The sequence below is a fragment of the Leptospira kanakyensis genome, assembly GCF_004769235.1.
Lineage (GTDB): Bacteria > Spirochaetota > Leptospiria > Leptospirales > Leptospiraceae > Leptospira_A > Leptospira_A kanakyensis.
Genome location: NZ_RQFG01000019.1, coordinates 782,504 through 797,926, shown reverse-complemented (window position 1 = coordinate 797,926; position 15,423 = coordinate 782,504). Strand labels below are relative to the sequence as shown.

Genomic DNA, 15,423 nt, shown 5'->3' with positions numbered 1-15,423 from the left:
TAATCACTATGGGCAAAACCAAAAAAGACGAGAAACCACGCGGAACCGATCCTTTAATCAATAAAAAGGCAAAGTTCAATTTCGAACTATTAGATTCGTTCGAGGCTGGTGTTGTACTCACAGGATCTGAGGTGAAATCCCTGCGGGAAAAAAAGGGAAATCTTACCGATTGTTTTGCCAAAGTGAGAAACGGGGAAGTGTTTTTAGAAAACTTTCAAATCCCTCCTTATAAGAACGGGGGTTATGCGAACCATCCTGAGATTCGGCCTCGCAAACTCCTTTTAAAAGCAAAAGAAATCGAAAAAATTGATCGTTCCATTAAAGAGAAGGGACTTGTGCTTGTTGCCACTCGTTGTTTCTTTAAGAACAATCGTTTGGTAAAGATAGATATCGCCCTTGCCAAACCAAAAAAACTTTACGACAAACGTGACGACATTCAAAAGAAGGAAGCCAAAATCGATATGGAAAGAGCCATGAAGGAACACCTACGCAAATGAAAGGACTTCCAGTGGTCACCATCGTTGGTAGACAAAATGTGGGTAAGTCCACACTATTCAATTCCATCCTTCGAGCACAAAGTGCTATCACTGAAAATACGGCCGGTGTGACAAGGGATGTATTACAAAAAACAGTGGAACGATCGGAATTTAAAATTCCGTTCACTTTGTCCGATACACCAGGGCTTGATATTGAAAACATCGATGAAATTTCGAAAGAAATCATCGACATTGCTTTTGAACATTTACGCAATTCGGATCTTATCCTTCATGTGATCGATCATAAAGACCTACGTAAGTATGATCATAAACTGATCGATTTATTCAAAAAAGACGAAATCCTAAAAGATAAAAATGTTCTAACACTCATCAATAAAGTGGATACCGAACAAGACGAATACGATCTGGAACCATTTTACAAACTGGGACTCAACGAACTCCTTCCGATTTCTGCCCTGGGGCGAAGGAATTTTGATCTACTGTATCAAAAAATTAATTTTTTTCTTCCAGACAAAATCAAAATGCCGGAAGATCCGTATTGTAAAATTGCCATCATTGGAAAACCTAACTCGGGTAAGTCGTCACTACTCAATACCTTTCTTGGATATAAGAGGGCCGTTGTGAGTGATGTGCCAGGAACCACTAGAGATTCTGTTTCTGACCAGTTCTACTTCCAAAACCAAAAATTAGAAATCATTGATACGGCAGGGATTCGAAGAAAATCCAAAACTGGGGAAAGTTTAGAATTCTATTCTTACAAAAGAACTCTTCACAGTTTAGGGGAAGCCGACGTGGTGGTCCTCCTTGTGGATGCGATGAAGGGGCTTGGTGAATTTGACAAAAAGATCTTTGGGGAAATCCAAGAGCTTGGAAAACCCATGATCGTGGCTGTGAACAAATGGGATCTTGTTCCTGAAAAAGAATCCAATTCTTGGAAACACTACAAAGATCGGATGGAAGCCAAACTTTCGATTTTGAAGGAACGCCCGCTCATTTCCCTCTCGGCCAAAGAGAAACTCCGCACTCACAAACTCCTGGAATCGGTGATTGCCCTTTATGATAAGTCCCAAAAAAAGCTGACGACCCGTGCCTTAAATGACTGGTTAAGCAAGTGGGGGGGCAAAAATAAGGTGCAGAAGGCATCAAATCGACCTCCGAAGGTGTATTACGCCACCCAGGTCTCCCAGATTCCTTTTAAAATACTGTTCTTCGTGAATGATACGAAACTCTTTCCGTCAAATATTTTAAGCTTTTACCGAAAGAGTATAGTAGCGGAGTTCGGACTGGATGGCCTAGCTGTTGAGATCGAACTTCGGAATCGAAACGAGGGTAAGGAGGGCAAGGAATGATACTTGCCGCAGTCCTATTGAGCTACCTTTTAGGTGGCATTCCGGTCGGGTTTCTTCTGGCCAAACAAGTGCGGGGGATTGACATCCGCGAATACGGCAGCCGTAATATCGGTGCGACAAACGTCGGCCGTGTCATTGGTTGGAAGTATGGAATCATCGCCCTCTTTTTGGATGCCCTCAAAGGTGCCATTCCCGTTTTCTTCGCCTCTTATATTGAATCTCCTTATTCACTGACCACCACTGAGATTTTACTTGGATCTGTTGCCATCCTTGGCCATACATTCACACCCTTCCTTCATTTCAAAGGGGGAAAAGGGGTTGCTACAGCTCTCGGTGTGTATATGACCCTTGTTCCCATTGTTACTGTTTGTGCGGTCGTGATCTTTTTTATTGTCTATAAAGTTTCTGGATTTGTTTCTCTTGGTTCCATCTTGGCAACCTTGTCTATGCCGATTTGGTATTTTGGAACGACAAAATACATTCCTGATTCTGAATACCAACCCATCATCTTTTTTGTGTTAGTTGCTACTTTTTTTCTCATTTCCTATTCTCATAGAGAAAACATCAAACGTTTGGTGTTAGGTAAAGAACTGCGAGCAACACAGAATGCAAACTGAACGAGAATCGATCCTCACACAGAAAGAAAAACTTTTCCTTCTGACTAAATTTGTAGAAGACCATCCGGAAGCAGAAATCCAGGACTTCTACAAATGGTTGTATTATGGGGAATTTGGAATGGAAGAATCCACTCTCCTCATGACAGGACGCCAATCCATCCCTGAGTTACATGTTGTTTTGAGTGAAATCAAAAAAGAAGAATCGGAAACCCTGGAATCGGAACTCATTTGGGAACCGATGGGACTTGCTGCTCGGTTTGTCAAAGTCTATGTAACCAAATACTATCATACAGATTGTCCAGTGAAACGACTTGTGAATTTACTCGAAAGGTCTCCAGCGTTTCGTGGGGCAAGGATGAGTTTTAAATTGGACTGGAACTTACTCAAAGAAACGGTTTTAGAATTAAGACCAGAACTGAGCCGCCGTGATTTTATAAACTTTGAAGAAAGGATTAATTTCCACCAGTTACCTGCTATGCCATATACGGATGGTTATGCGGTTAAAAATCCCTTTGCTTACCGCGTGGTATCACAAAAATTATTTTTTGATTATTTTCCTGAGTTTGAAGACAATTCCGTCTTTCATCCTTTTTCAGGAAATGAATCCATCATTGGATAAAGACTTCGTTTCAAATAACGAATTTCTTTTTTGATGGATTGGATCATGAGTTGGTTCTTGCGAGTTAGTTCCAAATCCTTATGGCGCAAAATGTAAATCTCTGTTTTACGCACCATCCTTCTTAAATAGGACTGTTCCCTCATCCAAATCCAAATGTCTGATTCCTGAAAGGACGAAATCACCGGGTTCTCTTCAAAACTCTTTAAGCCAGCTTCCATAAACTCCAAATCCTTTTGGATTCGTTGGTATAAACTTTCAGAACCTTGGGGGTGTAAGTAGGAGGGGATCCCATCTTCCAAACTTAATTTCCAAATGGGAAGTTCCCGCCAAGGATAGTTGTGGTTTGGTGTTTCTGTTAATTTTTCATTTGCTCTCTCGGGAGATAGGGATTGGATCCCTGCAATTTCTGCCCCATCTTCATTGACATTGAAGAGGTTCATTTCAGTTACTGTGTTTGCGGATTCTTCAAACCAGTGCCTGTACAAATCCAAAACATAATCGGTAAGAACGGAAGTCTCACTACCGGCCCTGGGAACAAATCTAGTTTCCCTTTTACGAATGATCACTTCATTGATATGTTCTAAACTTTTTTTTCTACCAAGTAGGGTGAGCCATTTTTCATTGTGATGTGTCCCTGTGGAATGGATTTCCCTTCCTGAATACGCCAAGTCTTGGCCAAGAAAATACACAGAAGTAAATCCCATATACCGAAGCATATCAAAGGCAGTGGTAGCCACAGATCCGCCAGATTGGATGTCACCCACTTCGGTAAATACCTGTTCGGCGAGTTCCCCTCCTGCCGTGACTTCCCGGACTAGAGATCCTTCGGGATCCACTTGGTATTTAGCCGTTACCGAATGGACTACCGATTGGAACATTGGTTCCCGCAGAAGTGTGGGGGAGCTGACCAAATCAGCAAAAAGAGGGATTTGGGTTAGAGACTCACCCATAAAGTGAAAAAAGGAATTGGTTTGGGCATCCAGTGTGACAACCCCATCTGCCTGAATTCCCGCTTTGATGAGAACTTTGAGAGAAGTATCACAAGATAAAACAAAAACTTTATCTCTGACCGATTGCAACCAAGGAAGGTTCTTACGTAAAGATGGGCCAGCAGATACGAGAACGGCAGTAAGTCCTTTGAACTTGTCTCTCAAAGAAGAGATGGGATAACGGACCGGTGATTTTTTTCCTACATGAACCAAATTCCAAATGGAGTTTTTAATCCATAACCTTTCAAATTCAAACTTGGTCAGTAGGTCACTCATTTTAGCAGAAAACACGGTTTGTGTTTTCTCTTCTAACTCGCGATAGATGGGGTTTCTATTTGTGTCGGTTGGGTTCCGAATGACTTTCAGTCCACTCACTCGTTCAATGGGTAAGGACTCTAAATAGTTAAAAAATAAGGGAAAAAAAACATCTCCTGAAAACAAATGCCTACCTGGGATTTGTAAAACTGGTTTTAAAATTTGATCCCAAATAACAGGAATTAGTGTTTCGTCGTCGCCGATAAGAATCAAAATTTGTCCCGGTGCCAAAGTTTCGCTGATTTTTTGAATGAGATGCGGGTTTCCAAGTCCGAACAAAATAACGATATCTGTCGACCGTAAAGAATAAGTGTCCAAAAGTCGGATTGCTTGTGTTAGGGGGGAGAAGGAGGAAGAGAGAGGTTCCCCATTTAATGAGACATAATATTCCCCTGGTTTCTTGGCTGAACCCAATTCCCAAAGATTTCCGGAGGCAAAGTTTTTGAAATAATTTTGTAAGTATGGCTTCCTTTCAAAAATTTCACTGGAAATGGGATCGATAATTTGGGACATAATACTATCTAAGGTTTTTTCTTATGTCTCCCAAGTGGTGTCAACCGGGAAACAGGGAAATCGAACGGCGAAACATATATGCATTTAAAGAGCCTAAGTATTGTTGGATTCAAAACATTTGCGGATGAAACAGAGATCAATTTTGATCCTGGGTTTACTGCTGTCGTCGGGCCGAATGGTTCGGGGAAATCAAATATCGTCGATTCGGTCAAATGGGTCTTTGGTGAAAAAAGTGCCAAAGGACTCCGCGGTGAAAAGATGGATGATGTCATCTTCCATGGAACAGAGAGTAGGCGACCTGCTGGATTTTCCGAGGTTTCCATTCTTTTTGATAACGATGACCATTTTTTCAACATTGATTATCCGTCGGTAAAAATCACTCGTCGTTTGTATCCTGATGGGGAAAACGAATATTATCTCAATGATATCAGAACCACAAGAAAGGATATCGAAAAAACCTTACTCGATACAGGAATTGGTAAATCTAGTTATAGCATTTTAGAACAAGGCCGTGTGGACCAAATCCTCAATTCCAAACCAGAAGAAAGAAGGGCTATCTTTGAAGAGGCTGCTGGTGTTTCTCGGTTCAAACTGGATCGCAAAGAAGCCACAAAGAAGTTGGATGATACCAACCAAAACCTTCTTCGCATCCAAGACATTATGAATTCTATGGTGAAAGACCTGGAAGTCAAAGAAAAACAATCCGAAAAGGCAGAACAATACTTCAAACTTAAATCCGATTTGGATGAATCGGACAAAAACTTGCGATTTTTAAAACTCAGAGATTTCAAACGTCGTATGAAAAAGTCGGATGAAGATCTACTCGAGATTCGAGAAAAAAACAAATCGATTTTATCACTCATTCAAAACGAAACGAATCTGATTTCTGAAAAAGAAACCACCAAAGAGGCCAAAGAAAGGGAAATCGCCGAAATCGATAAAAAGTTATTCGATCATCTTTCTAAAAGCCAAATCCAGAAAGAAAAAATAGCCAAAAACAAAACCTTTATTTTGGAATATGAACTTCGAATAGGGGAAATTCTTTCTGCTTTAGAAACAGAAAACCAAGCCACCATCAAACTCGAAGTGGAAAAACGTGCCATTGAGTTGGAAAACGAACGCCAAAGAGAAATTCAATCCACGTTGCAAGAAGAGATCCAAGGATTGGAATCAAAACGTGTATCCTTAGAACTTTCCATCAAAGAAGAAGAAAAGTCCATTGAAGAAAAAGAAGGTAGGATTAGCGAAAATGAAAAACGCCATATCACCCTTCGGGACAAACAAAAAACAGTCATACTCGAACTCATCCAAGAGTTAGAAAATAAAAAAAGAGAATCGAGAGAAGGTGAAGAAATTCGTAATGCAGACAAAGCAGACCTTCTTTCTGATTTAAATTTGTATCAGAACAAATTAGAATCAGCTCTTAACAGCTTAGAATCTTCTAAACTGAGTGATGGAATTTCTAACTTAAAAGAAATTCAGTTAAACCGTTATTCCGAAAAATTAACTTCGTTTTTGAAAAGAGAGGACGATTTTAGAAATCTACTTTTTGATAAAGACGGAATTCTTTCTAAAAAAGAATCCATAGACCAAGAAATCGAAGATTTAATTTTAGAAAACGAAAACCTAACACGGGGAATTCGGGATCACCAAAGTAATATTATTTTGCACAGAAGTCATTGGGAAGAAACAAGAACCCATATTGTGGAACTTGAGAAAAAACTTCTCGAATCTAACTCTCGTTTGGAAAACCAACAGAAAGAAATTGCAGTCCTTGATGAAAGGATTGGTGAGATTCAAAAACGAATTTTAGGTGCAAAGGAACAAGAATCTGTCATTCGTGAAAAGAAAGATAGTTTGGAGAAGGAAGTTGAGGTTTTAGAAAAAGAAATCGAAGAATCCTACCAAGAGTTCCTTTCTATGAGTCGCATTTTGGAATCTGAAAAAGAAACCTTACAATCCCTTGTTGAGGAAATTTCTGGAATCAAATCCAATATCACAAAAAACCAAGAAGTGTTCCAAAACCTTCTCCCTTTACTTTCTGAAAAAGAAAGAACCAGTTCCGCACTCAAAGTTCAAATTGATTCCCTCGTGGAAGAATTGTACAATGATTATTCCCTAACCGATTCTGAATTGGAAACAGAACGTGGGGGACTAGAACTGGACCAAAAGGCAGAGGAAAGAAGATTACGTTCTGCCAAATCGGAGATCCAACTTCTAGGTTCCATCAATCCACTTGCGATTGAAGAATATCGTAATATCAAAGAAATTTACGAACACAATCATAAACAAAAGATCGATATTGAAAGTTCTAAAAAAGACATTGAAGAAGTTTTGAAACGAATCAACGAAGAGTCCGAAAAACTTTTCCAAGAAACCTTTGAAAAAATCAAACAAAACTTCCAGGAAACTTTTTCTACATTATTCAATGGAGGAAGGGCAACACTCGAACTTACGGAAAAAGAAGACTCTCTCAATTCCGGAGTGGAGATTATGGCAGAACCTCCAGGCAAACATGTTCAGAACTTACGATTGTTATCTGGGGGAGAGAAGTCTCTTACAGCAATTGCACTTCTCTTTGCCATCTACATGGTAAAACCAAGCCCATTTTGTTTCCTAGATGAGATTGATGCGGCCCTGGATGAGGCCAATAAACTTAGGTTCTGTCAGATCCTTGATCGGTTCAAAGACAAAACTCAGTTTATTGTGGTCTCCCATGCACAGTCTACGATCTCACGCGCCAATGCTATTTTTGGAGTCACCAACGAAGAACCCGGAATCTCAAAGATCCTTTCCCTTCGTTTGGATGAAGCAAAATCTCTATCCAAACAAATCTCACAAAAAACCGGAACTGACAACTAAGTCGGTTCCGTTCTTTACGTACGCTAAAAAAGGTAAGGTCTGTTTTAGACAGCCTTACCTTTTTTTGTTTTTAAACCAAAGATCTTTTGTTATTTGTTGGCTTGCATTTCTTTCATAATGCAAGAAGAGAAAGATTTACAAGAGTCACCGCTAGTGAGGCATCCCGCAATTTTGTTGTAGTATTTAGGTCGGTTGCAATTGAACTCACAACCTTTTTTGAGGGTGTTTTTTTGCTCTTCAGAAGCATTTGGGTTCACTTGCACTGTGCAGGTGTAAAACTTATCGCAGGCCTCTTTACATTTAGGAAAGTCAGCTGCTTGGATGGATCCGGCAAATAATACCAGAACCAGAATTGAAAACAAACGGTTTGTTTTTTTCATACCTTGTCCTCTCGATCTTTGGTAGCGAAGACGGGAGTCGAACCCGTGACCTCAGGGTTATGAATCCTGTGCTCTAACCATCTGAGCTACCTCGCCCTATCACCTTAGATCGTTTGGTTGAACTAAATCTTTAGTTCTTTTGTCATTTTTTGAAGAGATTAAGAATGGTAAACAAAAAAAAGCCCCGGGGTTACCGGGGCCTTTTCTCTTAACAAGAGTAAGTAGTGAGGAATTCGTATGGGTGAGGGCGACCTTCCCATGGCCAAATTTCTGTTTCAAACTTGTAGTGTTGGTATGTTTGTAGAAAGTTTTCTGTAAACACATCACCTTGTTTGAAAATTTCTCTTTGAGCAAGCATCTCTTCCATTGCTTCACGAAGTGTGTGAGGCATTTGGCGGATTCCTTTTTCACGGATTTCATCCAATGAAAGTTCAAAAAGATCTTCTTCACGAGCAGGACCTGGATCGATTTTTTCAGCAACACCAGCCATACCAGCCATAAGAAGTGAAGCAAACGCCAAATAAGGGTTAGCTGTTGAATCTGGGAATCGGAATTCCACACGTTTTGCTTTTTCACCGCTAACAAAAGGAATACGGCAAGAAGCAGAACGGTTCTGAGCAGAGTATGCTAAGATAGAAGGAGCTTCGAATCCAGGAATGAGTCGTTTGTAAGAGTTAGTAGATGCGTTAGTGAACGCAGCACAAGCTCTTGCATATTTCAAAACTCCACCAACATAGTTGAACGCGAAGTCAGAAAGACCTTGGTATTTGTCTCCAGCAAAAAGGTTTTTTCCACCTTTCCAAAGAGAGATATGAACGTGCATACCGTTACCGTTATCACCAAAAAGTGGTTTTGGCATAAAAGTAGCAGTTTTTCCGTGTCTATGAGCCACCATCTTCACGATGTATTTTAGCTTTTGAACGTTATCAGCTGCTTCAATCAAAGTTCCAAACTTAACACCAATTTCCCCTTGTGCTTGTGCTACTTCGTGGTGAACCACGAAAGTTTCCATTCCGATAGCTTCTAGAGTTTTTACAAATTCAGCACGGAGGTCAACTTGAGAGTCAATAGGAGCTACTGGGAAGTATCCACCTTTAGTTCCAGGACGGTGTCCGGAGTTGAAGTTGATTTTTCCTGTATTGCTTGTTCCTGGAATTTCAGAGTGAGTGTTCCAGATCCCTTCGTTAGAATCTAATTCATAGTATTGGCAGTTAATTTCATCACGAACACGTAGACTGTCAAAAACAAAGAATTCATTTTCTGGACCAAAATACGCAGTGTCTGCAATTCCGGATTTGTTCATGAAATCTAATGCTTTTTTCGCAATGGAACGTGGGCATTTTTCATAGTATTGTTTTTTGTAGATGTCCCATACGTCACAAAACATAACGAGTGTTTTGTCAGCAGTGAACGGATCCAAAAAAGCCGTAGAAATTTCTGGGTGTAGTTGCATGTCAGAAGCATTGATTGGCTGCCAACGAGCAATGGAAGATCCATCAAAAGGAATTCCTTTGAATGTTTCTTCATCAACTGAATTCACATAATAAGAAACGTGATGCCACATTCCTTTGATATCCGTGAAGCGGAAGTCGTAGAAAATGACTCCATTTTTTTTGGCATACTCAACCACTTCCTTTCCGGAAGTAAATTTTGGGGTTGCGAACTGCATTTGATTCTCCTTCTTTCAGAGGTCGGTCTGATTGTTGTAATCTGATGTCTCATTAAATGCAAGATTTATACCAAGGCATTTCGACCTAAATATAAGGGTTTCGTGGAGTTTCTAAGCAAATTGAATGAATTCGATTGCCCAAATAGTCAACGAAATGCTTTTATTGAAAACATTTTGCTTAAATATATCGCAAAAATGCGTAATTTAAGCTTCCGCCATTTCGAAATACTATCTACGAATGGGGGATTTTGGTCAACGGAATCGAATCATTTTCGGAAAGAATTCAGAAAAATTTCGGATTCTCAATTAAATATGTTTTTTTTGTGGCAATGGCCGAAGAATCTTAAAGGTTAGAATCTAGATGAGTTCTCGACAACCCGATTATGGTCGTTACCAACACTTAGAGAGCTTCATCCACCTTTCCAAAGATGCCATTTGGTGTTATGAGTTAGACATTCCTATGCCTATCTCTCTTCCCGATGAGGAGCAGTTACATTATATCTGGAGCCGCAGCATTGTCCGAGACTGTAACTTGGCCATGGCAAGGTTTTATGGATACCAAACGGTTCAAGAAATCATCGGTAAGTATTTAAAAGACTTGGTTGGTTTAAAATCTGTTTATTTGCTCCGTAAGTTCATCGCTGACTCTTACCAATTAGAGAATTACGAATACTTTGTGGAGTTGTCTGACGGCAACCAACGGATTTTTTTAATGAACTCTCATGGCCAAGTGGATGACGGACATCTGATCCGGATTTGGGGCCAACAAATAGAAATTTCTTCCATTAGAGAATCTGAGGTCAAACTTTCTGGACTATTGCGGTTTTCACAAATTGTTACCGAAGTATCCAAAACCTTTGTCCATTCCAAGGCTGAATTTGTATCCGACGCCATCCAGTTTGCCTTAGAAGAACTCGGCAAATACTCTAGAGGGGATCGGGTTTTTGCGGCCGAAATTTCACCAGACAAACAATTCCTTTCTGTTTCCCACGAATGGGTGCTGGAAGGTATGCCCTCTCTATTCCAAGTCGGAACCAAATTACCCATAGCAAAAATGAATCCTGAACGATTGGGGATTCTTGCCTCCGATGGTGTGATTCATATTGCGGACACTTCACTTCTTGTTGATGAACCTTGGCATCTGGATCTTTTCAAACGAGCCGAAGTCCGTTCCATTCTGGTTGTGGGATTACGAGACGAAGGAAGTGTGATTGGGATTCTCGGAATTACCACCTTTGAAAGGATAGGGGACTGGTCGGAGGAAACCAAACAACTGTTAGGTTTGATTGCTGGGTTTGTTTCCCAAGGTTTGGTTCGTGCAAAAAACGAAATCAAACTGATGAAAAAAGAAAAAATCTTACAAAGGTTTTATTCTGATGTAAAAGAGGATTTGGCTCTTGCCAAACTCACCCAAGAGGCATGGGTTGCAAAAGATTTTGGAGAAATTCCGAATGTAAAAATTCAATCTCGGTTTCTGCCTTATGATGAAATCGGAGGTGACTTAATTTTGTATGAGAAACCAACAGAGGATCGCATTGATATATTTTTTGGAGATATTTCTGGTCATGGAATTTCTTCCGCTCTCGTTTCTGGAATAGCAGCTGTATCTTTTAAAAAACATTCCAAGTTAGAATCAAGTCCTGCGGCAATTCTTGCTGCCATGCATTTGGAGTTAAAAACCATTATCTTTAAACACCATATCTCTGCTTGTGTCCTTCGTTTGTTTCCCAAGGAAAGAAGGGCCGAGTTTAGTTTTGCCGGACATCCACCTGTTGTGTTTTGGAAAAAAAATGAAAAAGTGATGAAACTGGTTAAAGATGAAATGTATCCCATCTTACTCCTGGATACTTGGGAAGGGAAAACCATTTCCAAAACTTTTGAAGAGGGGGACCGGTTACTTTTATACTCTGATGGAATTTATGAATTAGAAGAAGAAACCGGTGGATACATTGGGCTTGATATCTTTTTACAAGAACTTTCAGAAATGATTTCGGTATCCGATTCCACAGATGCCTTACTTAAAAAAATGATCGCCAATTGCCTCATCGATAAAGAAAGAATCATTCACGATGATATAGCGGTTCTTTTTATGGAGTTTTAATTTTCTCTATCTGCAAGGTCAAGGGCTTTGGCATCTGCTTCCGGATACTTTGCCAAATACTCCGACACAATTTTCTTTTTTCCATCGAGCCTCGTTAAATGATTTTCGATGATATGTCCAAAGTCTAATTTACCAGTCACAATTTCATAACGTTCTGTTTCAATGGTTCCTAAATCCAAATCAACAGGAACTTCATTGGCTTTATCCGCATAATCTTTGGCCTTTTCCCAATAGGGAATAGCTTCTTTGTAAAAGGCTTCGGCCACACCAAAACTTTCTTTCAGTTCATGGGCAAAATCCAAATTGTAAAAATACACGTGGCGTTTGTCAAATTTGGAGGCCAGTCGCATATAAGAACGCATGATTTGGATGTTGATATGCATAAACATTAAGTTTCGATATTTATAATATTCTTTTTCTGTTTTGGTTTCACATAAAGAATGTTTGGGATGACGAAATCGTTTTCCCAAAGCAATTTTTAACCAATAGATATTTTTTCTAATTTCATTATCGTTATAATGTTGTTTGAGATTGTACAACTCGTAAAAGTCTTCCAAATACTTTGGTTCCCATTTGTGGAGTTTGTAAGGAACCCAATCCGAAAATTTGGTATAGGGCCCATTTTTTTCGTATTCGTAGTTGTAATCGATGTCCGTTTCCCAGGCACCGAGAGAATGCGAAAACAAAGATAAGACAAATAGGAGAGATAAAAGGAATCCTTGTTTCACCTTAAAAGTATCGGTAAAAGGGCCGAATTCCCCAACCTAGGATTCTCCTATTTTAGAGGTAAGATCTCGGCCACCCATTGGTAGCCCACACCCCGCACATTTCGGATGGAATCTTCGCCCAGTGCATCCCGAAGCCGCACAATGGCATTGTCTATGGTTCTTTCAGTGGGAAAACTTTCTTCACCCACAATATTGTCCAAAATTTCCGAACGACTAAAGACCTTTCTCGCATCCGAAAGTAGGAGGGCAAGGAGGGCGCAGTCCCTTTTGGAAAGTAAAACCGATGTCCCATCTTCCTTTTTCACAAGGAAAGAATCCAAATGGATTTCTGTTTGGTTCATTTTCCATTTTTGCCCAAAATGAGGACGGGTTTGGGCGACCACTCTTTCCAAGCGGATGAGAAATTCTTTTAAGTGGAATGGTTTGGGAATGAATTCGGCAGCACCTAGTTCAAACCCACGAAGCCTTTCCTGGGCTCCGGCTTGGGCCGTGAGAAATAGAAAGGGGAGGTCTTTTTCTTTGGATAAAAAAGTTTCTGCGAGTTGGAATCCGTTCCCATCGGGAAGTCGTAAGTCAAGGACTACCAAATCAAATTGGTTCGGGGAAAATAAGGTTTCTGCCTCTGAAACTGTTTTGGCCCACTGCACCCGGTACCGGTCTTGTTCCAATCGTTCTTTTAAAGTTTCGCCGAGACCCTCATCATCTTCGACGAGTAAAATTCTTGGTTTCATGGAACCTCTTTTAAAATCAGTTTCACTTGGAATCCGGACAAACTGTTCGGAAACTCTATGGAACCTTTCATTTTTTCGATTAATTTTTTAACGATATACAAACCAATTCCACTTCCACTGGTTTTGGAATGGCGTAGGAAAGGAAGGGTCAGATTTTTTTTATTCCCTAAAAAACCAGTTCCGTCGTCTTCTAGAAGGAAGGTGACTTGGTTGTTTTCTTTTGCTACTGTGAGTTTGGTTGTTTTGGCCTTTCCGTGGCGTTTTGCGTTTTCACTTAGGTTCTTCAACATGGCAAAAAACGCTTTTTTATCAATATAAACTTTAGTTTCCTTCGGAACCAAAACATTCCAATGAAGGTCTGGTTCATGATGGGAATAGGATTCACATAAATCAGAAATTGTAAGTGATTCCATATACAAGGATTCCCCTTGCATTAGGCTTGCGAGATAAAATGCATTCCCCATTTGGGATTCAATTCGTTGGTTTTCTTTCCAAATTTTTTCTAATTTTTTCTTTAGTTCGGGATGTTTAGAGTCTTCTAATAATACTTCGATTTGCAACTGTAAGCTGGCGATAGGAGTTTTCATTTCGTGAGTGACAGTGGAGAAAAAATCAGAAATGAGTTTGGAACGTTTGTGGTCTCTGTAGGATAAAACAGCGAGGGTCACTCCACCGAGAGTTAACATGGAAAGAAAAAATGATCCTTCCAATTGTAACATCCGGTTCACTCGGTTCAGTTCCACTTGTCTTGCTTCACTAATAGATATTTCTGAAATGGTTTTTGCTTGGCGAAACCCTAAAATCCACCACCACACACCTAAAGAGAGTGTGAGGAAAAGCCAGGCCAGGGAAAAAAACATTCGAAATTGTGCAGATCCTCTCAAAATTGCCTCTCAATTCAAGTTAGGGTCATGGGGATGGGCGACGAGCAAAAAAAGATGTTGTCACATTGGAAGAACCCGAGAATTTATTTTTTAGGAGAACAACTTTGAACTTCGACGAAATCTCGAAACATCTTGGAAACGACGCGGAATCCCTACTTGGATTCAAATCGCCAAAAATCGCTAAAGAACTAATCCACGTACCTGGCTCTGACTGGGTTGATAGAATTTTTGCTCCCACAGACAGGTCTGTACCTGTTCTTCGTAGCATCCAAACCCTTCTCGGAAGCGGCCGCCTCGGTGGAACTGGTTATGTTTCCATCCTTCCAGTAGACCAAGGAATTGAACACTCTGCTGGTGCTTCTTTTGCAAAAAACCCTATTTATTTTGATGGCGAAAACATCATCAAATTGGCTATCGAAGGTGGTTGTAACGGTGTGGCAACAACTCTAGGTGTTCTTGGATCGGTTGCAAGAAAGTATGCTCACAAAATTCCTTTCATTTTGAAAATCAACCACAATGAACTTCTCACTTACCCAAACAAAAGTGAACAAATTCTTTTTGCTACTGTGAAACAAGCATACGACCAAGGTTGTGTTGCGATTGGTGCTACCATTTATTTTGGATCTGCTGATTCTGGTCGTGAAATCGTTGAGATTTCTAAAATCTTCCAAATGGCTCATGAACTAGGAATGGCAACCATCCTTTGGTGTTATGTAAGAAACAATGCTTTCAAAAAAGATAAAGACTACCATGTTTCTGCTGACCTTACAGGACAAGCAAACCACTTAGGTGTAACCATCCAAGCGGATATCATCAAACAAAAGTTACCTGAAAACAATGGTGGATACAATGTGCTGAACCAAGAGTCTTCTTATGGTAAAACAGACAAACGTATTTACACGGATCTTACTTCTGATCACCCGATTGACCTCACTCGTTACCAAGTAGCAAATTGTTATATGGGAAGAGCAGGACTCATCAACTCTGGTGGAGCGTCCGGAGAAAATGACTTACAAGATGCGATCAAAACAGCCGTGATCAACAAACGTGCTGGTGGAATGGGTCTCATTTCTGGAAGAAAGGCTTTCCAAAAACCAATGAAGGAAGGGGTTGCACTACTCAACGCCATCCAAGACGTATACCTATCGAAAGAAGTCACAGTCGCTTAA

13 protein-coding genes and 1 tRNA gene are annotated in these 15,423 nt (G+C 40.2%); 7 read left to right on the top strand and 7 right to left on the bottom strand.

What is annotated here, in order from left to right:
* Positions 1-8 precede the first annotated feature (8 nt).
* Genes smpB through EHQ16_RS18100 form a run of 4 tightly spaced genes read left to right on the top strand, consistent with a single transcriptional unit; the run spans position 9 to position 3,082 of the window.
* On the top strand, positions 9-497 hold the full coding sequence (gene smpB / locus EHQ16_RS18115) for an SsrA-binding protein SmpB (RefSeq protein WP_100790313.1): 489 nt from the start codon (positions 9-11) through the stop codon (positions 495-497).
* Positions 494-1,846, top strand: coding sequence for a ribosome biogenesis GTPase Der (gene der, locus EHQ16_RS18110; RefSeq protein WP_135632608.1), 1,353 nt, complete (start codon positions 494-496; stop codon positions 1,844-1,846). The genes smpB and der overlap by 4 nt, the downstream gene beginning before the upstream one ends.
* The gene (gene plsY / locus EHQ16_RS18105; RefSeq protein ID WP_135632606.1) at positions 1,843-2,463 is read left to right on the top strand and encodes a glycerol-3-phosphate 1-O-acyltransferase PlsY; all 621 of its coding nucleotides are present in this window, start codon (positions 1,843-1,845) and stop codon (positions 2,461-2,463) included. Before der ends, plsY begins: the two co-directional genes overlap by 4 nt.
* Positions 2,453-3,082, top strand: coding sequence for a hypothetical protein (locus EHQ16_RS18100; RefSeq protein ID WP_135632604.1), 630 nt, complete (start codon positions 2,453-2,455; stop codon positions 3,080-3,082). The genes plsY and EHQ16_RS18100 overlap by 11 nt, the downstream gene beginning before the upstream one ends.
* Here EHQ16_RS18100 and EHQ16_RS18095 read toward each other — a convergent pair.
* A complete protein-coding gene (locus tag EHQ16_RS18095) occupies positions 3,046-4,899 on the bottom strand; it encodes a motility associated factor glycosyltransferase family protein (protein ID WP_135632602.1) in 1,854 nt (617 codons plus the stop codon). The genes EHQ16_RS18100 and EHQ16_RS18095 overlap by 37 nt on opposite strands.
* A 78-nt stretch (positions 4,900-4,977) precedes the next feature.
* On the opposite strand from EHQ16_RS18095, the gene EHQ16_RS18090 reads away from it, so the two are divergent.
* A complete protein-coding gene (locus EHQ16_RS18090; protein ID WP_135632600.1) occupies positions 4,978-7,761 on the top strand; it encodes a chromosome segregation SMC family protein in 2,784 nt (927 codons plus the stop codon).
* An 89-nt stretch (positions 7,762-7,850) separates the two neighbouring features.
* On the opposite strand, the gene EHQ16_RS18085 is transcribed toward EHQ16_RS18090, so the two are convergent.
* The 3 genes from EHQ16_RS18085 to glnA form a co-directional block, all read right to left on the bottom strand.
* Entirely contained in the window at positions 7,851-8,141 is a 291-nt protein-coding gene (locus EHQ16_RS18085) for a Cys-rich protein (protein WP_135632598.1), read from the bottom strand.
* A gap of 19 nt (positions 8,142-8,160) precedes the next feature.
* Positions 8,161-8,237: transfer RNA gene (locus EHQ16_RS18080), tRNA-Met, on the bottom strand.
* Positions 8,238-8,349: 112 nt separating this feature from the next.
* Positions 8,350-9,810 (bottom strand): type I glutamate--ammonia ligase, encoded by a 1,461-nt coding sequence (glnA, locus tag EHQ16_RS18075; RefSeq protein ID WP_135632596.1) that lies wholly within the window; start codon positions 9,808-9,810, stop codon positions 8,350-8,352.
* A 361-nt stretch (positions 9,811-10,171) separates the two neighbouring features.
* On the opposite strand from glnA, the gene EHQ16_RS18070 reads away from it, so the two are divergent.
* On the top strand, positions 10,172-11,911 hold the full coding sequence (locus tag EHQ16_RS18070; RefSeq protein ID WP_135632594.1) for a PP2C family protein-serine/threonine phosphatase: 1,740 nt from the start codon (positions 10,172-10,174) through the stop codon (positions 11,909-11,911).
* Here the strand turns inward: EHQ16_RS18070 and EHQ16_RS18065 are convergent.
* The 3 genes from EHQ16_RS18065 to EHQ16_RS18055 all read right to left on the bottom strand — a co-directional run bounded on the left by EHQ16_RS18065 (position 11,908) and on the right by EHQ16_RS18055 (position 14,230).
* Complete coding sequence (locus EHQ16_RS18065; RefSeq protein WP_244242157.1) at positions 11,908-12,597, bottom strand: hypothetical protein; 690 nt, start codon at positions 12,595-12,597, stop codon at positions 11,908-11,910. The two genes, EHQ16_RS18070 and EHQ16_RS18065, sit on opposite strands and share 4 nt — an antisense overlap.
* Before the next feature lie 89 nt (positions 12,598-12,686).
* Positions 12,687-13,370, bottom strand: a complete 684-nt coding sequence (locus EHQ16_RS18060) for a response regulator transcription factor (protein ID WP_135632590.1) — start codon at positions 13,368-13,370, stop codon at positions 12,687-12,689.
* Positions 13,367-14,230, bottom strand: a complete 864-nt coding sequence (locus EHQ16_RS18055) for a sensor histidine kinase (protein ID WP_135632588.1) — start codon at positions 14,228-14,230, stop codon at positions 13,367-13,369. The genes EHQ16_RS18060 and EHQ16_RS18055 overlap by 4 nt, the downstream gene beginning before the upstream one ends.
* A gap of 128 nt (positions 14,231-14,358) precedes the next feature.
* On the opposite strand from EHQ16_RS18055, the gene EHQ16_RS18050 reads away from it, so the two are divergent.
* Complete coding sequence (locus EHQ16_RS18050; RefSeq protein WP_135583942.1) at positions 14,359-15,423, top strand: class I fructose-bisphosphate aldolase; 1,065 nt, start codon at positions 14,359-14,361, stop codon at positions 15,421-15,423.